Annotated in this window: 24 protein-coding genes; 10 read left to right on the forward strand and 14 right to left on the reverse strand. The window is 35.9% G+C overall.

Annotated features, from left to right (window positions below):
- The first annotated feature begins 4 nt into the window (after positions 1-4).
- Together putP and ybeY are read left to right on the forward strand one after the other, a co-directional pair.
- Entirely contained in the window at positions 5-1,486 is a 1,482-nt protein-coding gene (gene putP / locus EL158_RS07945; RefSeq protein ID WP_027304236.1) for a sodium/proline symporter PutP, read from the forward strand.
- A gap of 55 nt (positions 1,487-1,541) precedes the next feature.
- Complete coding sequence (gene ybeY, locus EL158_RS07950; protein WP_027304235.1) at positions 1,542-1,949, forward strand: rRNA maturation RNase YbeY; 408 nt, start codon at positions 1,542-1,544, stop codon at positions 1,947-1,949.
- On the opposite strand, the gene EL158_RS07955 is transcribed toward ybeY, so the two are convergent.
- The 5 genes from EL158_RS07955 to recA all read right to left on the reverse strand — a co-directional run bounded on the left by EL158_RS07955 (position 1,924) and on the right by recA (position 5,962).
- On the reverse strand, positions 1,924-2,805 hold the full coding sequence (locus tag EL158_RS07955) for a DNA ligase (protein WP_034955984.1): 882 nt from the start codon (positions 2,803-2,805) through the stop codon (positions 1,924-1,926). The genes ybeY and EL158_RS07955 overlap by 26 nt on opposite strands.
- Complete coding sequence (cgpA, locus tag EL158_RS07960) at positions 2,774-3,430, reverse strand: glycoprotein CgpA (RefSeq protein ID WP_027304233.1); 657 nt, start codon at positions 3,428-3,430, stop codon at positions 2,774-2,776. Before cgpA ends, EL158_RS07955 begins: the two co-directional genes overlap by 32 nt.
- Entirely contained in the window at positions 3,417-3,623 is a 207-nt protein-coding gene (locus tag EL158_RS07965; protein ID WP_004277997.1) for a hypothetical protein, read from the reverse strand. Before EL158_RS07965 ends, cgpA begins: the two co-directional genes overlap by 14 nt.
- A gap of 65 nt (positions 3,624-3,688) precedes the next feature.
- Entirely contained in the window at positions 3,689-4,933 is a 1,245-nt protein-coding gene (eno, locus tag EL158_RS07970) for a phosphopyruvate hydratase (protein WP_027304232.1), read from the reverse strand.
- Positions 4,934-5,962: a recombinase RecA gene (recA, locus tag EL158_RS07975; protein WP_004277999.1), complete on the reverse strand. Its 1,029-nt coding sequence runs from the start codon at positions 5,960-5,962 to the stop codon at positions 4,934-4,936.
- Between the two features lie 89 nt (positions 5,963-6,051).
- Between recA and EL158_RS07980 the strand changes: the two genes are divergently transcribed.
- The 8 genes from EL158_RS07980 to EL158_RS08015 all read left to right on the forward strand — a co-directional run bounded on the left by EL158_RS07980 (position 6,052) and on the right by EL158_RS08015 (position 12,917).
- Positions 6,052-6,909: a menaquinone biosynthesis family protein gene (locus EL158_RS07980; protein ID WP_027304231.1), complete on the forward strand. Its 858-nt coding sequence runs from the start codon at positions 6,052-6,054 to the stop codon at positions 6,907-6,909.
- A gap of 9 nt (positions 6,910-6,918) precedes the next feature.
- On the forward strand, positions 6,919-7,188 hold the full coding sequence (fliQ, locus tag EL158_RS07985; RefSeq protein ID WP_004278001.1) for a flagellar biosynthesis protein FliQ: 270 nt from the start codon (positions 6,919-6,921) through the stop codon (positions 7,186-7,188).
- Positions 7,185-7,961, forward strand: a complete 777-nt coding sequence (locus EL158_RS07990; RefSeq protein ID WP_027304230.1) for a UDP-N-acetylmuramate dehydrogenase — start codon at positions 7,185-7,187, stop codon at positions 7,959-7,961. Before fliQ ends, EL158_RS07990 begins: the two co-directional genes overlap by 4 nt.
- Positions 7,962-7,997: 36 nt before the next feature.
- Positions 7,998-8,834 (forward strand): biotin synthase, encoded by an 837-nt coding sequence (locus EL158_RS07995; protein WP_027304229.1) that lies wholly within the window; start codon positions 7,998-8,000, stop codon positions 8,832-8,834.
- A complete protein-coding gene (locus EL158_RS08000) occupies positions 8,815-9,990 on the forward strand; it encodes a cation:proton antiporter (RefSeq protein ID WP_027304228.1) in 1,176 nt (391 codons plus the stop codon). The genes EL158_RS07995 and EL158_RS08000 overlap by 20 nt, the downstream gene beginning before the upstream one ends.
- A gap of 123 nt (positions 9,991-10,113) precedes the next feature.
- Positions 10,114-11,379: a citrate synthase gene (locus EL158_RS08005; RefSeq protein WP_027304227.1), complete on the forward strand. Its 1,266-nt coding sequence runs from the start codon at positions 10,114-10,116 to the stop codon at positions 11,377-11,379.
- Positions 11,376-12,140, forward strand: a complete 765-nt coding sequence (locus EL158_RS08010; RefSeq protein WP_027304226.1) for a 3'(2'),5'-bisphosphate nucleotidase CysQ family protein — start codon at positions 11,376-11,378, stop codon at positions 12,138-12,140. The genes EL158_RS08005 and EL158_RS08010 overlap by 4 nt, the downstream gene beginning before the upstream one ends.
- 36 nt (positions 12,141-12,176) lie before the next feature.
- Positions 12,177-12,917, forward strand: a complete 741-nt coding sequence (locus tag EL158_RS08015) for a hypothetical protein (RefSeq protein ID WP_027304225.1) — start codon at positions 12,177-12,179, stop codon at positions 12,915-12,917.
- Here the strand turns inward: EL158_RS08015 and EL158_RS08020 are convergent, their stop codons facing one another.
- From EL158_RS08020 to tolB, 9 genes are all read right to left on the reverse strand, one after another.
- Positions 12,918-13,547, reverse strand: a complete 630-nt coding sequence (locus EL158_RS08020) for a hypothetical protein (protein ID WP_027304224.1) — start codon at positions 13,545-13,547, stop codon at positions 12,918-12,920.
- A 54-nt stretch (positions 13,548-13,601) separates the two neighbouring features.
- The gene (locus EL158_RS08025; protein ID WP_027304223.1) at positions 13,602-14,120 is read right to left on the reverse strand and encodes a cysteine hydrolase family protein; all 519 of its coding nucleotides are present in this window, start codon (positions 14,118-14,120) and stop codon (positions 13,602-13,604) included.
- Positions 14,121-14,876 (reverse strand): tRNA 2-thiocytidine biosynthesis TtcA family protein, encoded by a 756-nt coding sequence (locus EL158_RS08030; protein ID WP_027304222.1) that lies wholly within the window; start codon positions 14,874-14,876, stop codon positions 14,121-14,123.
- Positions 14,873-15,559, reverse strand: a complete 687-nt coding sequence (locus EL158_RS08035) for a 5'-methylthioadenosine/adenosylhomocysteine nucleosidase (protein WP_004278011.1) — start codon at positions 15,557-15,559, stop codon at positions 14,873-14,875. The genes EL158_RS08030 and EL158_RS08035 overlap by 4 nt, the downstream gene beginning before the upstream one ends.
- Positions 15,556-16,479 (reverse strand): ACP S-malonyltransferase, encoded by a 924-nt coding sequence (gene fabD, locus EL158_RS08040; RefSeq protein WP_027304221.1) that lies wholly within the window; start codon positions 16,477-16,479, stop codon positions 15,556-15,558. The genes EL158_RS08035 and fabD overlap by 4 nt, the downstream gene beginning before the upstream one ends.
- Positions 16,476-17,039 carry an FKBP-type peptidyl-prolyl cis-trans isomerase gene (locus EL158_RS08045; RefSeq protein ID WP_027304220.1) on the reverse strand — a complete coding sequence of 188 codons (564 nt, stop codon included), beginning with the start codon at positions 17,037-17,039 and terminating at the stop codon, positions 16,476-16,478. Before EL158_RS08045 ends, fabD begins: the two co-directional genes overlap by 4 nt.
- A gap of 20 nt (positions 17,040-17,059) precedes the next feature.
- On the reverse strand, positions 17,060-17,998 hold the full coding sequence (locus EL158_RS08050; protein WP_004278014.1) for a tetratricopeptide repeat protein: 939 nt from the start codon (positions 17,996-17,998) through the stop codon (positions 17,060-17,062).
- Entirely contained in the window at positions 17,998-18,495 is a 498-nt protein-coding gene (gene pal / locus EL158_RS08055; protein WP_004275651.1) for a peptidoglycan-associated lipoprotein Pal, read from the reverse strand. Before pal ends, EL158_RS08050 begins: the two co-directional genes overlap by 1 nt.
- A gap of 77 nt (positions 18,496-18,572) precedes the next feature.
- Positions 18,573-19,781, reverse strand: a complete 1,209-nt coding sequence (tolB, locus tag EL158_RS08060) for a Tol-Pal system protein TolB (protein WP_027304219.1) — start codon at positions 19,779-19,781, stop codon at positions 18,573-18,575.
- Positions 19,782-19,803 lie beyond the last annotated feature (22 nt).

The raw sequence follows: 19,803 nt of genomic DNA on the forward strand, positions 1-19,803 counted from the left end.
AACAATGGAAGTTGTCAAAATTAACACAGAAATTGCCATTACTTTTATCGCCTACTCGGCTTTAATGCTATTTATCGGCTTTTATTTTTATAGGAAAAACAAAAGCACAGAAGACTACTTTCTAGGTGGGAGGTCGCTTGGTCCTGTGGTGTCAGCTCTAAGTGCTGGGGCTAGTGATATGAGTGGTTGGCTTTTGATGGGTTTGCCCGGAGCTTTGTATGTGAGCGGTTTTGTAGAAAGCTATATCGCCATAGGTCTTAGTATAGGGGCGTTTTTAAATTGGGTTTTTGTCGCTAAAAGACTTAGAATTTATACAAGCGTGATTGCTAATAGCATTACAATCCCTGATTATTTTGAAACGCGTTTTGATGATGATAAGCACATTTTACGCATTGTTTGTGCGATTGTGATTTTGGTGTTTTTTACTTTTTATGTTTCTTCTGGGCTTGTAGGTGGAGCGAAACTTTTTGAAAGCACCTTTGGGATTGATTATACTCACGCCCTTACCACAGGGACTATTATCATCGTGCTTTATACCTTTTTAGGCGGCTATAAAGCTGTGTGCTGGACGGATATGATCCAAGGACTTTTGATGATGAGTGCTTTAATTATCGTGCCTTTAGTAATGCTTTCAAATTTAGGTGGTTATGAAGCTGCTATAAGCATCGTCCAAGAAATCAAGCCTCAAAATTTATCTATGGGTGAGGGCGTATCGGCTCTTGCGATTATTTCAGCTCTTGCGTGGGGGCTAGGGTATTTTGGACAGCCGCATATTTTGGTGCGTTTTATGTCTATACGCTCGACTAAAGAGATTCCAACTGCTACTTTTGTGGGGATTTCTTGGATGGTGATTTCACTCATTGGGGCGTGCTTGATTGGAGTTTTGGGCATTGCCTATGTGTATAAATTTAATCTCTCCTTGCAAGATCCAGAAAAAATCTTTATTGTGATGAGCCAATTACTCTTTAATCCTTGGATCGCTGGGATTTTGCTTAGTGCGATTTTAGCGGCGATTATGAGCACGGCTAGTTCGCAACTTCTTGTTTCAAGCTCGACTTTGGCAGAAGATTTTTATCGCCGTATTTTCAAACAAGATGCAAGTTCGCAAATAGTGATGAGACTAGGTAGAATAGGCGTTTTACTTGTAGCCCTTATCGCTTTTCTTATTTCAACAGATAAAAATTCAAGCGTCTTAAGCATAGTCGCTTATGCGTGGGCTGGCTTTGGTGCTAGCTTTGGCTCTGTAATGCTCTTTTCGCTCTTTTGGAGTAAAATGACGCGTATGGGTGCGATCGCAGGTATGGTTACAGGTGCTGTTGTAGTTGTGGCTTGGAAAAATTATTTAGCAGGGGCTTTAAATTTCCCAATCTATGAAATCGTGCCCGGCTTTGTGTGTGCTAGTCTTGTCATTATCATCGTAAGCTTAATGACTAAGGTGCGTCCAGGCACTCAAAAAGCCTATGAAACGATGCTTAAAAATCTTTAACGGGGCTTAAAGCCCCCTTCCCTTTTTTTAAATAATTCAAATTTAAAGGCTTTTAGTGATACTTTGTGAAGAAAATTGCGAATTTTTACAAGACATAGCCAATACTTTAAGTCCTAAAGATGTCGAGCTTATCTTCGTAGAAAATGAAGAGATGAGAGAGTTAAATTTAAAACATAGAAATAAAAACAAAAGCACAGATGTATTGTCCTTTCCCCTGCAAGCTATAAATGAAGCTCTCCCGCTTGGCAGCATAGTCATTAACAAAACTCTAGCACAAGAAAAAGCTAAGGAATTTCATCATAGCTTAAAAGATGAAATTTCCCTACTTTTTATCCACGCTATGCTTCATCTACTAGGCTTTGACCACGAAAAAGACAAGGGCGAAATGCGTCAAAAAGAAGAAGAATTAATCCACCTTTTTAAACTTCCACAAAGTCTTATTGTAAGGACGGAGGCTCTTTAAGGCGTAAGAATATAGGAAAACGCGGCAAATTATTTTTAGTATATCCGCTAAATTTATAGGTGATAATGGCATTTATTTGCGGAGGATTTGCCCTATCTTTGTTTTTTAAGCCTGAGCCGATTTTGATAATTTTACCATTTGGCATTTGACAGAGCAAAGCCCCCACCATACCTTCAAATTTGCCCCTTCCTTGCGTATATCCTACGACTTTACACTCTGCATCTTCATAAGGCTTAAGTTTTAGGGCATTATTAGTGCGTCCTTTCTCATAAGGAGCATTATTTTTTCTAATCACAAGCCCCTCTCCACCTTCTTTTAGCACCTTTTGATAAAATTGCTCTAAATGTTCTTGACTTTGAATTTCAAAATGAGGGATAATTTTAATGTAAGAATTTGGATATTTTTCTAAATATTTTTCTAAAATACTTAACCTATTTTTGAGAGAGCAGGGATTAAGCTTAAATTCTTCACAGGCATTTGGCACATCAAAAACATTATAAGTAACATCTCTCCAAAGAGTGTTTTTCTCATCATCTTTACGCAGCAAAGCAGAAAGAGTATCGAAAGAATTTTTACCCAAATAAAGCTCTCCATCAAGCACAAAAGAAGGAAAATTTGCCCTAAAAAATTCAGGGCTTTTTATGGGATAATTTTTTCGGCTTTTAAAGCCTTTTCCATCCCAAATTCCCCGCACTCCATCAAGCTTTTCGCTCATTAAATACTCGCTCAAATTTGCATCTTTAAAAGCTTTTTGATCAAATTTATTGAGTAATAATAATTCATCGGCTAAGACAAAATTAATCAAAAAAATAAAAATAAAAAATCTACAAAATAAAGATTGTATAGCCACTCGCATCTTTTTCTATCTTATAATTATACTTGCCATCTAAATATAAAACTAAGCGATAATAGCCCTTATGAGAACCGAAATCTAGCCTTTTAAAAAAGGAATTTTTTATCCTCACAGCCTTGCTAGGGCTGATGACATTTGACTTAAAGTCCATTACGATTTTGCTAGGATTACCTATGGAAAAATCGGACACAAGCTCGTCATTTGCATTAAGACGAATTTTATTTTTATAGACACTATAAGTTAAAAGCTTATCTATGCTTCCACTTTGAATTGGAAGTTCCACATCGATAGAAAGATTTGAGTCTGCATTACCCTTACTAGGTATTGTTACAGAAACATCTAGGATTTTAGATGGTTCAGGGCTTTTAGAACGCATTATAGTATAAGTATCGTGCCAATCTATGCTTTTATTCACATCTAGCACGAGAGTTTCTTCTGTGCCGTCTAAATTGATATAATTAAAACTAACACTTTTTAAAATTCTCGCATTAGAATTAAATTTCACATCACTTCTCGTAAAAGATGAAGGGGTAATGATACTAACATTTTGCTCACCGCTAAAAGGATTATCATTTGCATAAGCAAAACTAAAAATCAAGAAAAATAAAATCCATCTATTTTTTTTCATCAGGGTCAAGTCCTTGTAATTCAAAATATTCTTTTTGCGCTTTAGCATTTTGTTCTTTAAGAAGTAAAATTTGTCTATTTAACTCTCTTTTCATTGATTCTAAAGAAAGCATAGTATCTAAAGAATACTGCCCAAAGAACATATTGCCAAAATAAATCGCCCCCACAATCACAATTAAAGAAAGAAAGCACATTTTAAAAATTTGTGCATAAAAGCCTTTTTTCTTAGTGCTTTCATCATATTCTTTTAATAAATCGCTCAGAGTCCCTCTCCTAAATATTCATCATTTTCAAGCTCAATCTCAAGCAATCTATTATACTTAGCCGTTCTATCCGCCCTTGCTGGCGCACCTGTTTTAATCTGCCCCGTATTTAAAGCCACCGCAAAATCAGCGATAAAAGCATCCTCACTCTCACCTGAACGATGCGACATAATGCACTTATAATTATTTCTTTGTGCTAGACGCACAGTTCGCATAGTTTGCGTGAGTGTGCCGATTTGATTAGGCTTGATTAAAATGGCATTTGCCATTTTTTTCTCTATACCCTCTTTTAAAATTTCCTCATTTGTTACAAATAAATCATCTCCTACAAGCTGAATTTTAGCTCCCAGCTCTTTTGTGAGTTTAATCCACCCCTCAAAATCATTTTCCGCTAAACCATCTTCAATACTGCAAATAGGATACTTCGCACAAAGCTCCACATAACGCGCAATTAGCTCATCACTCGTAAAAGTCCTACCTTCTAAATGATACTTACCATCCTTATAAAATTCCGTGCTAGCGACATCAAGAGCGATTTTAATTTGCTTTTCATACCCCGCCTTTTTAATGCAAGTCATTAAAAACTCAATAGGCTCTGTATTGTTTGCTAAATTAGGTGCAAAGCCGCCCTCATCACCTAAAGCAGTCGGATGTCCGCCATTTGCCAATTCTTTTTTCAAAATGGCATAAATTTCACAAACCGCCCTTAAACCCTCTTTAAAGCTAGTAAAACCATAAGGCATAATCATATATTCTTGAAAATCAACACTATTATTCGCATGTGCTCCGCCATTTATGATATTACACATAGGCACAGGCAAAACGCTAGCATTTGCTCCACCTAAATAGCGATAAAGTGGCATACCTAAAGAATTCGCCACCGCTCTTGCATTTGCCATAGAAACACCCAAAGTCGCATTTGCTCCAAGTTTAGAATAATTTTTCGTTCCGTCAAGTTCGCGTAAAATGGTATCAAGCTGAGTTTGATTAAAGGCGTCAAGCCCTGTAATTTCATCGGCTATATTTTCATTAATGTTAGAAACAGCCTTTAAAACACCCTTTCCGCCAAATCTAGCCTCTCCGTCTCTAAGCTCCAAAGCCTCCTTAGAACCTGTGCTAGCTCCACTTGGCACTATGGCAGAGCCTGAGCTTCCATCGCTTAAAATCACTTCCGCTTTAACGCTAGGATTACCCCTGCTATCCAAAACCTCAAAGGCTCTTACATCTTCGATAATCAACATTTATTCCTCCTCTTCTTCGCTATTATCACTCATCACACCCTCTATACCCATAGAATTTTGTATGGCTTTTGTGATTTCATCGGCAAGTTCTGGATTTTCCCTTAAGAATGCCTTAGAATTTTCTCTACCTTGACCAAGTTTTTTATCTTTATAGGAGAACCACGCTCCACTTTTATCGATAATGTCAAGCTTGACCCCATAGTCAATCAACTCACCCTCACGACTCAAACCCTCTCCATACATCACATCAAATTCCGCCACTCTAAAAGGTGGTGCGACTTTATTTTTAACGACCTTAACCTTAACGCGGTTACCAATAGGCTCTTCATTTTGCTTTAAAGTCGCCACCTTACGCACATCAAGACGCACAGAAGCGTAGAATTTCAAAGCATTTCCGCCCGTAGTCGTTTCAGGAGTGCCATAACCCATAGCACCGATTTTCATACGAATTTGATTGATAAAAATCACCGTAGTATTCATCTTATGCACTATACCCGTAAGTTTTCTTAAGGCTTGACTCATCAAACGCGCTTGAAGACCCACATGCTGATCTCCCATATCTCCATCAATCTCCGCCTTAGGCGTGAGTGCTGCCACGCTATCTACGACTATTAAATCAATAGCCCCACTCCTAGCAATAGTCTCCACAATCTCCAAAGCTTGCTCACCAAAATCAGGTTGAGAAATATAAAGATTATCTGTATCCACGCCCAAATTTTTAGCATATTTCACATCTAAAGCGTGTTCGGCATCGATAAAGGCACACACGCCTCCAGCCTTTTGACACTCGGCAATGATATGAAGTGTGAGAGTCGTTTTACCCGAGCTTTCAGGTCCATAAATTTCTATAATACGCCCCTTAGGAACACCTCCTATACCCAAAGCTAAATCAAGCCCCACAGAGCCTGTGCCTATGCTATCAATTTGCTCAATCTCCTTATCCCCAAGCCTTAAAATCGTCCCTTTCCCAAAGGCTTTATCAAGGCTTTTTAAGGCTGCGTCTAAAGATTTTTTCTTATTATCGTCCATAATTGTCCTTAAAATTTAAAAAATATGGCTAGAATTCTAACCAAATAAAAATAATAATTTATTGCCAAATAAAATACTTAGGAAAAATTATGAAAGAAATTCACATCGCTCACTCTCCTGACGCTGATGATATTTTTATGTATATGGCTATTGAATTTGGCTGGGTAAAAAGCTTTAAATATCATCATCAAGCCCTAGATATCCAAACTCTTAACGATCTCGCTCTTAAAAACGAATTTGACGCTACGGCGATTTCTTTTGCACTTTATCCGCTTATCGCTAAGGACTATGCACTTTTACGCACGGCTGTAAGTTTTGGTGAGGGCTATGGACCAAAGCTTATTAAGAAAAAAGATAAAATTTTAAAACGCAATTTTAAGGTCGCCCTAAGCGGTGCAAACACGACAAACGCCCTTATTTTCCGCATTAAATACCCAGAAGCAAGAATTATTTATAAAAATTTCTTAGAGATAGAAAAGGCTGTTTTAAATGATGAAGTTGATGCGGGGGTTTTAATCCACGAAAGCATTTTAGAATTTGATACAAATTTATGCGTGGAAGCTGAACTTTGGGATATATGGCTAGAACTTGTTAAAGAAAATTTGCCCCTACCACTTGGAGGTATGGCTTTAAGACGCTCTTTGCCTTTAAGCGATGCGATTAAGATAGAAAAAGATCTTACAAAAGCCGTATTTTTAGCACATCATAACCGCCGCATTTTAGCCCCTATGCTACTAGAAAGAGGTTTAATCCGCGTCGATGAAGCTAAACTTGAAACCTATCTTAATCTTTATGCAAATCATAATTCCATTTCGATGAGTGAAATTCAATTTCAAGCCCTAGATATGCTCTTTAAACTGGGCTATGATTATAAATTTTATGATAAAATTCTAAAAGCAAACGATTATCTTATCCCTAGCGAATATGAACAAGCTAGGAATTTATAAAGGAAAAGTATGGAAGAAAGCACTCTCGTGGCACTTGGCGTAGCGACTTTTAAGGTTACTCTTTTACTTTCTTTACCTATGCTTTTAGCGGGGCTTATCGCGGGGCTTATCATTAGCATCTTTCAAGCGACCACGCAAATTAATGAAATGACGCTTTCTTTCGTGCCTAAAATCATCTTAGTCGTCGTTGTAATCATCTTTTTAATGCCGTGGATGACCTCAACGATGATTGATTTTACCGCAAATATACTCAATCAAATTCCAACTTTTATCAAATGATTATAGATTTTAAAAAATACTCCTCCGTGCGTATAGGACAAGCTTTTGAAGTCGAAGTTTTAGATAATGTGCGTGAATTTGACGGCTTTATAATAGGAGGAGCTAATAATATTTTAATAAGCCCAGAGCCTAAAAAAATGGGCATTTTAGGAGAGGAATTTAATTTTATCAAAATTCTCGATAAAAACGCAGATTTTATCACGCTTCAAATAGGCTGTGCAACTAAATCAAGCACCATATATCAATTTGCCAAAAAGCATAATTTAAAAGGCTTTGAATTCCTTACTAAAATCCCGGGCAAACTTGGCGGACTTTTAAAAATGAATGCGGGACTTAAAGATTGTAATATTAGCACAAATTTAAGCAAAATTATGACAGCAAAAGGGGAAATAAAACGCGATGAAATAAACTTTTCCTACCGCTTTAATCCCCTTAAAATGCCCTTTTTTTGGGCGGAATTTAAGCTTGAATTTGGCTTTGATTACGAAAAAGATAAGACTTTAAAACTCGCCAGGTCTAATCAGCCAAGCGGTGCTAGTTTTGGCTCTATCTTTAAAAATCCTAAAGATGATTATGCGGGGCGTTTAATTGAAGCAGTGGGACTTAAAGGCTTTAGAAAAAATGACGCAAAATTAAGCGAAAAGCACGCAAATTTTCTCATCAATCAAAAAAACGCCAGCTTTGAAGACGCACTTTTTCTTATCGAGTTTGCAAGAAAAAGAGTCTTTGAGGAATTTGGAATTTTGCTTGAAAATGAAGTCATAATCCTTTAAAAAAATTTGCTACAATACGCGCAAAAAGGAGAAATTATGCAAATTATGCTTTGTGCTATTTGTAATATCGCGAGTGGAAATTGCTCTGAAGACTGCAAATACTGCACCCAAAGTGCCTTTGTCAAAACAAAAATTCAAAAATATCGCCGCAAAGAAATCGCTCAAATCGTTTATGAAGCTAAAATGGCTAAGAAAAACGAAGCCTTAGGATTTTGTCTTGTTACTGCTGGGCTAGGGCTTGATGATGAAAAATTAGAATATGTTTGCGAAGCAGCTCACGCCGTAAAAAAAGAAGAGCCAAATTTACTTCTAATCGCCTGTAATGGCAAGGCTAGTGTGGAACAGTTAAAAGAGCTTAAAAAAGCTGGAATTTTTTCTTACAATCACAATCTTGAAAGCTCACGCGAATTTTTCCCACAAATTTGCACAACACACACTTGGGAGAGTCGTTTTGAGACAAATTTAAATGCCAAAGAAGCTGGGCTTATGCTTTGCTGTGGGGGAATTTATGGTATGGGTGAGAGTGAGGCAGATAGAATAAGCTTTAGAAAGTCCTTAAAGGAGCTTGAGCCTTTTTCAAGCCCGATTAATTTTTTCATCGCTAATGAAAATTTGAATTTGAAAGTGCCAAAATTAAGTGCTGATGAAGCTTTGCAAATCATCAAAGATAGTAAAAAGGATCTACCAAATTCCGTTTTAATGGTCGCTGGAGGGCGTGAAGTGGTGCTTAAAGATAGGCAATATGAAATTTTTGAAGCAGGAGCCGGGGCTATTGTGGTGGGAGATTATCTTACAACCAAAGGAGAAGAGCCAAGTAAAGATATTTTAAAGCTTAGAGAAATGGGATTTAGCTTTGCATCCGAGTGTCATTGACCCGCAAAATCTTATCGATCTTAAAATTCTTATTATTATCGCTATTTGTTTGCTTTTATCGCCACATATAGCAAAAATTCTACGCCTTAGCCTTTCAGCGACTGAAATTATGCTCGGGGCTTTGGTGGCGTATTTTGGATTTGCCTTAGAGAGTGAAAATTTTAAGCTTTTAGCAAATATAGGCTTTGCTTATCTTATGTTTATCGCTGGTATGGAAGTGAATTTACATCATTTATTTAGTATGGATAAAAAACTAGCACAAAAAAGCCTTATTTATATTCTTTTACTTTATACACTTTCTTCTTTGCTGGTGTGGATTTTTGGGCTGCATTATATTTTTATTTTAATTATCCCTGTGATGAGTGTGGGACTTTTATCCATACTTTATAAAGATTTTGGCAAGGAGTGCTACTGGCTTAATGTCTCTATGCTAGTGGCAACTTTAGCTGAGGTTGTATCCATAGTGCTTTTGACCTTAGTGGGTGCTTTTTTAAACGAAGGCACAAGTGCGCTTGATGTCGCTAAAAGCATCTTATATCTTAATCTTTTCCTAGCTCTTTGCATTGTGAGTTTCAAATTTCTTAAGGTGCTTTTTTGGTGGTATCCGCAGCTTCAAACTCTCTTAATGCCTTGGGAGGATAAAAACGAAAAAGATATAAGATTTTGTGTGGCGATTTTTATCTTTATCGTGGTGGCTATGATGATTACCAGACTAGAAATTGTGTTAGGAGCTTTTATCGCCGGTTCTTTCATTGCGACTTTTTTTAATCACAAAAAAGACTTAGAGCATAAACTCTCAAGCTTTGGTTATGGTTTTTTAATCCCCATTTTTTTTCTTTACATCGGCACAACCTTCAATCTTTCTTTACTTTTAAATTATGAAATCGTTTTGCAAGCATTTTTATTAATGTTTTCAATGATTATTTTAAGGGTGGTAAGTGCTCTTACTTTTTATAAAAAAATGGGTTTTAAAAATATGCTTCTTTTTGCTCTAAGCCACTCTATGCCACTAACCTTACTCATCGCTACGGCTACGCTTTCTTATTCGGCTAAACTCATCACGGCAAATCTTTATTCAGCTTTGATTTTAACAGCATTTTTAGAGGCTGTTTTGGTGATGAGTATGATTAAAATTCTTGCAAATTCTTGCAAATAGCCTTAAAAATATGTTACTTTCTTACTCACATAAAAATAAATATTTTGTAAATTATTTTTTAAAAAGCTCTAAATTTTGCTTATTTGTTACAATAATAAATAAACTAAAATGAAAGGATAATTAATGTCAAACACCATAACTCTAATAGATAATAGAAATGGCAAAAGCTGTGAATTTCCTATTTACAATGCGACTTTAGGACCTAGCGTTGTCGATATGTCAAGCTTTTATAAGCAAACAGGTATGTTTTGCTACGATGAAGGCTTGACCTCTACTGCTACCTGCAAATCGCAAATCACCTACATTGACGGCGAAAAGGGCATTTTGAAACATCGCGGTTATCCTATTGAGTGGCTTGCGGAAAATAAAGTTTTTTTAGATGTGGTTCATCTTTTGCTCTATAAAGAATTACCCGATGAGGGTAGGTTGGAGTCGTTCCGCTACGAACTTAAAAAACGCTCTTTTATCCACGAGGGGATGCATAAACTCTTTGACGCTTTCCCAGATAATGCCCATCCTATGGCGGTTTTACAAGGGGCAGTTTCTTCACTTTCAGCCTTTTATCCTGATCATTTAAATATGAATGTTAAAGAAGAATATATGGAAATGGCAGCACGCATTGTTGCTAAGATTCCTACCATAGTCGCCACTGCTTATCGTTACAAAAATGGCTTTCCTATGGCTTATCCCAATTTAGATAGGGGCTTTACCGAAAATTTCTTATATATGCTTCGCACCTATCCTTACGACCATGTGAAATTAAGACCGATTGAAATTAAAGCTTTAGATACAGTGTTTATGCTTCACGCAGATCACGAGCAAAATGCCTCAACATCGACAGTTCGTGCAGTTGGCTCAACGCACGCTCACCCTTATGCTTGTATTAGTGCGGGCATTGGTGCGCTTTGGGGACACGCACACGGCGGAGCCAATGAGGGCGTCATTCGTATGCTTGAAATGATAGGCACACCTGATAGGGTTGATGAATTTATCAAAAAAGCTAAGGATAAAAATGATCCTTTTAGACTTATGGGTTTTGGACATAGGGTTTATAAGAATTTTGACCCGCGCGCTAAGGTGCTTAAAAAGCTTAGAGACCAGCTTATTGACGAGCTTGACATTGATACTAATCTCATTAAAGTCGCCACTAAAATCGAAGAAATCGCTCTACAAGATGATTATTTCGTGCAAAGAAATCTTTATCCCAATGTTGATTTTCACAGCGGCTTGATCTTAAAGGCGTTAGGGATTCCAAATGAAATGTTTGCCACACTTTTTGTTATCGGTAGAACGCCCGGATGGATCGCACAATGGATCGAGCAAAAAGAACAAGAAAGCCTCAAAATAGTCCGCCCAAGACAACTTTATCTAGGTGAAGTAGAAAAATGAATTTAGACTCTTATTTAAATTTGGCTCTAGACGCTGCAGAAAAAGCATCTAAAGCTATACTAAAAGAAAAAGAAAATCTTAAAATTCTATCCAAAGAAGACGGCACGGCTCTTACTTCAGCCGACCTTGCCTCCAATGAAATTTTAAGCGAAGCTCTTGCAAAAACGGATTTAAAAATTCTTTCTGAAGAAAAAATCTTAAGTTATGAAGAAAGGCGAGAATTAGAGTATTTTTGGCTCATCGACCCTCTTGATGGCACAAAAGGCTTTATAAAAGGACAAGATGAATACTGCATTATGATAAGCTTAATTCATCAAAAACGCCCTATTTTAGCCCTTATCAAAAGTCCTGAAAAAAATGAAGTTTTTTACGCACACAAAGAAAGTAAAGTTTATAAAAATGCAAGTCTTCTTCAAAACGATGAAACTTTTTTTAAAAAAAATCAATATACCGCACTTTTAAGCATTAATCATCTTTGTAAAGAAGATGAAGAATTTGCTAAAAAATATCAATTAAAAGCCTTAAATATAAGCTCTGGGCTTAAATTTACCGCTCTTTTAGAAGGAAGGGCTGGAATTTATAGACGCAAAGAAAAACTAAACATCTGGGACATAGCTGCTGGAGATTTTTTACTTAATCAAAATGGTGGCTTTATGGGAAAATTTGATAAAACTTTACTTTCTTACAATGAAAAAGATTTAAGGGCGGATTATTTCATCGCGGTATCAAATAAGGCTTTTTTGCAAGATTTTGGCGATTAATTCGCTATAATTTTGCAAAAATCTCAAAGGAAAGCTATGCGTTTATTTTTAATTCTTTTTATTTTTGCTAATCTTTTGCAAGCAGAATTTTCACAAAAACAAATTATCAAAATGGAAAAAGAAGAAAGCTTTGAGCTAATCGACCTCAATCAAGACACTACAAAACAGCACATTGATGAACAAAAAGCTGTTTTTGATAGCTCTACGCTAAAGCCTAAAAAAGAACTTCAGGTTAGCAGAGATAAAGTGCTTGATTATGGTATAGTTTTTAGTTTTAATGAAAAATTTCATTATTTTTTAAACAATCATAAGGTTAATGCTAGAGATTTTTCACGCACTTTTACGCAAAAAACTTTACGCAATTTAAAGCTTAATTTCCTAAATTCCACTGCAAATGGAATTTATCAAAGTCAAAAAACTTTGCAAGATTTCAGTCCTAAAAATGCAAAATTAGTTAATGTCGCTCCCTTTCTAAAACAAGAAAAGGATAAAAATAAGCTTTATACGCAATTTATGGATTATCTCATTGTGATTAATCTTAATGAATTTTACATTGAGCTTACAAATTACTTCATCACGCAAAGTGTAAGTGCTCACGCAAATATCAATTTTAAGCTTATTTCAAGCTCCAAAGGTTTGATAAAGTCTAAAAATATCCATCTTAAACTTGCGTTAAAAGATCACAACACGAGGGAAAATCTTCAAGAAATCTTAAATGAAATGCCCCAAATGTTAGCCGAAGTAGTCAAAAAAGAAACGAAAGGTTTAAAGCCCTAATCACCCACCGCCGATGAAGTATTTCTCCACATCATCGAGCAGCTTTTCACATATGCGAGAATCCGTGCTTTTTTCAACAACGAGGTTGATATAAGTTTTTGTATCTCTAAAACTTCCTGCGGATTTGCTATTTTCACGCGTTAGTTTTTGATTATCTTTTGTGTATTTAATGGTAATGTTAAATTTCAAAGCCGCCGAAGCTTCGCCTAAATTTGTCTCCACGACAACATTCATTTGCGAGGCTTTGCCAAGAGTGGCTTGCATTTTAGAAATGATTTCTCTAAATCTTTGACATTGTCTAATGAGTGTTGAAATGAATTTATTATCAACACCCTCATAAGCAAGCTTTAGCTTGTTTTTAATATCCTTAGTGCTTTCTTTTTCAGGGGCGACAAAAACCATATAAAAGCCATTTTTAATCGGCACATTATCACTTTTAGCATCACGCCCACTTGACATCACTTTCACATAAATAGCATTATCCAAATAAACCCTATCGACCATAGGACCATAAATTTCATATTCTTTTTTACGCACGATAACTTCACGCGCCAAAACATTAAGCTTGACATTAGCTTCTTTGATAATAGGTTCCATTTCTTTTTTGATTTCTAAAAGCTCTTTTAACATCACGCTATCCTTTTAATTAAAATAGGTATTATAACAATTTTTTCTTATAAAAAATTAACTTTCCACAAGCTTCACGCCATAAGCTTTTAGAAGTTCAAAAGCGTGATTTTCTAAGCTTTCATCAAAGCTAGTTGTGGCATTTTTATGTAAGATTAAGGTAGCATTTGGCTTCGCGCAAAAGGTTAAAATGATATTAAAAAACACACAAATATGTGACACAAGTCCGCAAAAATGGATTTCTTCATAAGGGCTTTTTGCTAAGAAATTTGCAAGTTCTAAGCTACCAAAGCTATCTTTATGAAAGATTTTTTTCGCTTTCGATAAAAATGGAACAAATTCGCTAGGCATTTCCCAACCAAAAGTGTTTTTAATGCAGTGTTTAATGGGTAAATTCTGCCCCTCTCTCGTCTTTAAATAATCCTCTTCGTGCGTATCAAAAGTGATGAGTAAATCCCCCTCAAATTCACTTAAGAGCCTTATAATTTCACTCTTTATGCTAGGAGCCTTTTCAAAACCTAAACTCCCATCAATAAAATCATTTTGATAATCCACCAAAACAAAAGCTTTTTTCATCTATTCCCCTTTCTCCCAAAAAGTCTCACTGTGTAAATTCGAAAACGCACTTTTAAGACTAGTAAAAAGCTTAGGATGCTTACTTTCAAGCTCTTTTAATAAAGCTTTTGCCTCTTCTCTTGCATGAGGAAATTTGACATTTTTCTCGCTTAATTTCATACCGGGACAAAATTCATTGCCTATCACTTCAAGCTCGTTGATTGTGGCATTGTCTCTTAATTGCCTTTCGCGGACGAAAATCAAAGGGCGTATGATAGTAATGCCTCTTTTGCTTTTATAAATGGGCGCAAGAGTTCTTAAAGCACCATTGTGGATAAAATTCATAAAAAAGCTCTCTGCTGCATCGTCTAAATGATGAGCAATTGCAAGCTTATTAAAACCTTTTTCAAGTGCATAAGTATATAAAGCTCCACGCCTCATACGCGAAAAATAACTACAAAAACTCGAATTTTCTCTAATCGTATCGCCAGAAATTTCATAGATATTACTCTCAATCACACTATGCTTAATTCCGTGTTCTTCGCAATGTGCGTGAAGTTTGGAATAATCCTCCCCCATACCATAACTCAAAGTCGCCGCCTCAAGCTCAAATTTAAAAGGTGCGTGGGCTTGCATACGCTTTAAAAGATGTGCTAAGGCTAGGGAGTCCTTACCTCCACTAAGTCCTAAAAGCACCTTGTCATTATCTTCTATGAGTTTGAATTTCGCATTAGCCTGAGCAACTTGTCTTATAAGTTTTTTGCTAAGATTTATCATAATTTATCGCACATTTTAAGGACAAAATTAGCAGAAATTTTAGCAGACTTTACTACAAATTCATCAAAATCAAATTCTGCCTTTTCTCCAGCCTTATCACTCATCGCCCTTAAAATAAAGCAAGGCACTTTCAAAGCCTGACACACTAAAGCCACGCTAGCACCTTCCATCTCACAAGCATCGGCATTAAAAATTTCTCTAATTTTCGCCTTTTTTGTCTCATCGCAAATAAATTCATCGCCCGTTGCAATAATCCCTGCATTAAGCTTGATATTAAGCTCCTTAGCCACTTCAAGTGCGAGAGTATTTAAACGCTCATCTGTTTTAATAAAAATTTCATTACCCGGCACAAAACCTAAAGGATGTCCAAAGGCTGTAATGTCTAAATCATATTGCACCAAACTTTTAGCATAAAGCAAATCACCTATTTCTAAATTTGGATTAAAAGCACCCGCTACACCCGTAAAAAGCAAAGTTTTCGCACCATATCGCTCTATCATCACGCTAGCACTTAAAGTAGAATTGACCTTGCCGATTTTAGAATAAGCTAAAATAAGCTCGTGTCCCTTGTAGTTTGCAAAATAATAAGTGTTATTAGCATATTCTTCACTTGTATAGTCTTTTAAAATTTCAAGTAGAGGGGCGATTTCTTCTTGCATCGCACCAAGTATTGCTATTTTCATTGTATAACCTTTAAAAATTCATCAACTTCATTTAAATTTGTTAAAGCGTAAGTTTCTTTTGTGGTGATTTTTTTATTAAGACCTTTTAAAACACTCGCTCCAAATTCGACAAAATAATCGACCTCATCTTGTATATTTAAAATGCTTTGTTTATAAAGCACAGGAGAGATTAGCTGAGCTTTTAGTAAATTTAAGGCTTCGCTTTTGCTTTCATAAGATTTAGCATTGACATTTGAAATCACAGGTAAAAAACTAGGCTTCAAAACGCCTTCTAACTCTTTGCTAAGCTTAATTGACGCTTCATTTAAAAGCGGACAATGACTAGCCACACTCATATTTAAAAGCATAGCTCTTTTAGCACCAGCTTCTTTAAATTTCGCTTCATATTCTAACAAATGTGCTTTTAAACCTGCCACGACAATTTGCCCATCGCAATTATAATTTGCCGCAAAAATGCTTTTACCCTCTGCCTTTGCTAACTCGCAAAGACCTTGCACTACTTCATCGCTTAAACCCAAAATTACCATCATACCAGCTTCAATTTTAACGCAATCTTCTTGCATATAAATTCCGCGTTTATTGACTAAAACAATAGCCTCTAAAAAATCAAAAGCCCCATTAATCGCCAAAGCACTAAATTCACCCAAAGAATGTCCCAAGGCAAAATTATGCCTAAAATCTGGCTTTTTTTCTAACAAAGCAGCATAAGCCATTAATGAGCTTAAAACAATCGCAGGCTGTGTAAATTCACTCCTAGCTAAGTCATCATTTTGTGTAAAAAGTAGGCGTTTAAAATCAATCTTGCTATATTCACTAGCTTCATCTAAAAGAGCTTTCGCTTTTGGAGAATTTTCGTAAAAGTCCTTTCCCATACCAAGGCTTTGAGAGCCTTGACCGGGGAATATTAATGCGCAACTCATCCGTGGCAACCACAACCTCCGCCGCCGCCTCCGCAGCAGCCGCCTCCGCCTCCGTGATAATGATGTCCGTGTCCGCTTCCGCAGCAGCCGCCACTTCCAGCTATGATTCCTGTTAAAATTTCGTCTTCACTAGCTTCTCTAGCATCGACTATATTAAGAGAAAAAAGCAAATCCCTACCTGCATAAGGGTGATTGTAATCTATTGTTACTTCATTATCATTTATCTCTTTTACGCTTACACGCACGGTTTGCCCATCTTCACCTTCGCCAAAAAGCTCCATACCGACTTTTAAATCGATACCAGCAAATTGCTCCTTAGGTAAGGTTTGCACCGCACTTTCATCATAATCGCCCAAAGCCTTGTCTTTTTTGATAAGCACATCGGCATTTGAAGGGCATTCAAGCTTCATCACTTCTTCTTCTAAACTATCTAAAATTTGCCCTTTTCCAACTATAAATGCAATAGGCTGGGCGTTAATATTAGACTCTAAAATTTCATTAGTATTCGCATCCTTTAATTCATAAAACATCGATACTACACTATTTTTTTCTATAACCATTTTTTCTCCTTTAATTTGTTTTATTTGCGATTTGGCGAAGCTTTTGCTTCTGGAGTGTTAGGATAATTTGTTTTTAAAGCCTTGTAAAAGCCATTGGCACTTTTTGTATCGCCCACTTTATCCAAAGAAATTGCCGTATGATACAATAATTTAGGAAAATAGTCTCCCTTAGTGCTTATGCTTGAGCTTTTTTTGTAATAAACAATAGCATTATTATAATTTTGCTGTTTATACTCTATCTCTCCAAGCCAAAAATTCGCCCTTGCAGGCTTATAATGTTTTTCTATAAGATAATTTAATTTTTCTCTAGAATTTTCAAAAAGATTTTCATTTAAATCTTTAATTGCCAATTTCAAAATTTCATTATGCTTTTCTTTTTTCCAACTATCATCAATTTTAACTTGTTGCGTTTGTGAAGTTACAGCGATACTAGCATTTTCTTCGCTAGTAAGATTACTATCATTTATTATTGTGCTAGAAGTCGTTTTTGTGCGGTTTGTATCATTAAAGTCATTTTTAGAAACATAATTGTTATTGATAGAATCAACCAAAGAACTAAGCTCTGTTAAAATCTTCTTAACTTGCTTATGATTTGCATCTTGTATTTTTCTACTTTCCTCAACATAGGCTTTAAGACTTTTAAGCTCTAAGCTAAGATTATTTTCTACACTTTCGCTATTTGCCTCAAGCTGATTTAGGCGCGAATTTGACTTAGCATACTGAGAATTAATGCCCTCAAGCATACTTTGCAAACCCTCTAATCTCTCATTTGTTTCATTGATTTTAGCACTAAGTGAAGAATATTCATTACTTAAACTATCAAGTTTATCTTTAAATAATTTTTCATTTGAAGTCAGCCCATAAGCCGAATTGCTTGTCAAATTTCCTGCACCAAAAGCAGAAGTTTCCGCGTAAAGAAATGTAGCCCCCAAGAGAGCTACTAAAGTTATTTTTTTCATTATCTTGCTAGTTTAAACTCTGCACGGCGGTTTTGTGCATCGCAAGTTTTAGTTTTCTCTGTGCAAACAGGATTAGTTTCTCCATAGCTTTTTACAGAAATTCTATCAGAATTTACACCTTGAGAGATAAGTGCATCTTTAACAGCCTTAGCTCTTTTAAGTCCTAAAGCTTGATTATACTCATCAGTTCCCCACTCATCGCAGTTTCCTTCAACAGTAATGCTCGTGCCACTTACTTCAGTGTTGAAAATATTTGCATTTGTGCTAACGACAGACTGCATATCACTTCTAATATTGAATTTATCAAAGTCAAAATAAACCTTACCTAAAGTATCGTTAAGTTGAGAGATTTTCGAATCGATGTCCCAACCATCGCTACCACCTGAGCCACGAGAGCCATCAACATCTGTGCCACCACTTACACTAGTACTTTTAGTACTACAACCACTAATCACAATCGCAAAAGCTGCAATTGAAGTAAAAAGAATTTTCTTCATTTAAGACCTTTCAAAGTTTGTTAAATTGTAGTTATTATAACTAAAAAATTGTTAATTTTAATTAATATTTAAAAAAATTACCAATCAATCGATTGAATTTTACCTACTTTCAATGGAAAATAAAAAGTTTTATTTGCATTGACACGAATCACACCTAAGGCACTTTGATTACCCAAATGCTTGATAAACACTATACTACCGCCATCACTAGAAAAACGCGGAAATAAATTTTTACCATTTGCACTAAGCTGTCTAATATAATCACTCTTAATAGACATTAAATAAATATTAAAGACACCCGCTTGTTTTGGCTCGCGACTGGAATAAACCAAAAAGTCCTTATAAGTCGAAACCGCAGAATTGTTTCTTCCGTGAAAAACGGCTTGTTCGGCTGAAGTGCTACCTAAATTTTGTATAAAAATATTAGGATAGCCTAGCCTATCTGAAACAAAAACGACTTTCGACTCATCTTCACCTATGAAATTTGCATTGACATCAATGCCTGAATAATTTGTAAGTTTGCTTAAATTTTTACTATTTAAATCATATAAATACACATCAGGCTGGTCCTGCGGTGCCATAGTAACTAAAATTTTATCGCCCTTTTTATTAACATCACTAGCTACGACCATACCACCACTTGAGAGAATTTTACTCGCTTTATTATTTGTCAAATCAAAGCGAAAAAGAGTAGGTTTATCGTGGTCATAAGCGGTGTAGTAAAACATCGTTTGTTCCTCGTTTGCCCATTTAGGAAACAAATTTAAGCCTCCATCAACTATCACTCTTTGATAAGTAAGCGTATAATCTGCCATTATAATTTGACTGCGTTTTGACGAATTTGTCCTAGCGATAAGAATTTTATGGTCCATCCACTCCACAGGTGCCAAGCCCAAAAATTGCACAGAATCCTTAACGCCCTTATGTGCTAAAAAGGGATATTGCTCGACTTTGTTTAGCGTGTAGTCTTGATTAGCTTTTTCCACTCCACCTGCTTTGATTTTGATATTAAGGCTTAAATTTTCGCCATTTTTTGCAAGAGCATATTCAAAAGTATAGTTAGAATTTTCGCTTCCCTCATCGACCACTTCAAAATTGGAACTAACTTTAAGATCATTGACTATCATATTATAAAAACTACGCTTTAAATTTGCATCGCTTAAATTAGAATTATCTTTAACGATGATTTTGGGTAAAACAACGCCTTGATTAACAACATCAATAACAGGGTCCTCCGCCCATACCACACTAAAAATAGCTAAAAAAACTAGTAAAATTTTTCTCATTTTTTCTCCTTAAATTCATCCG

The sequence above is a fragment of the Campylobacter upsaliensis genome (genome assembly GCF_900637395.1).
GTDB lineage: Bacteria > Campylobacterota > Campylobacteria > Campylobacterales > Campylobacteraceae > Campylobacter_D > Campylobacter_D upsaliensis.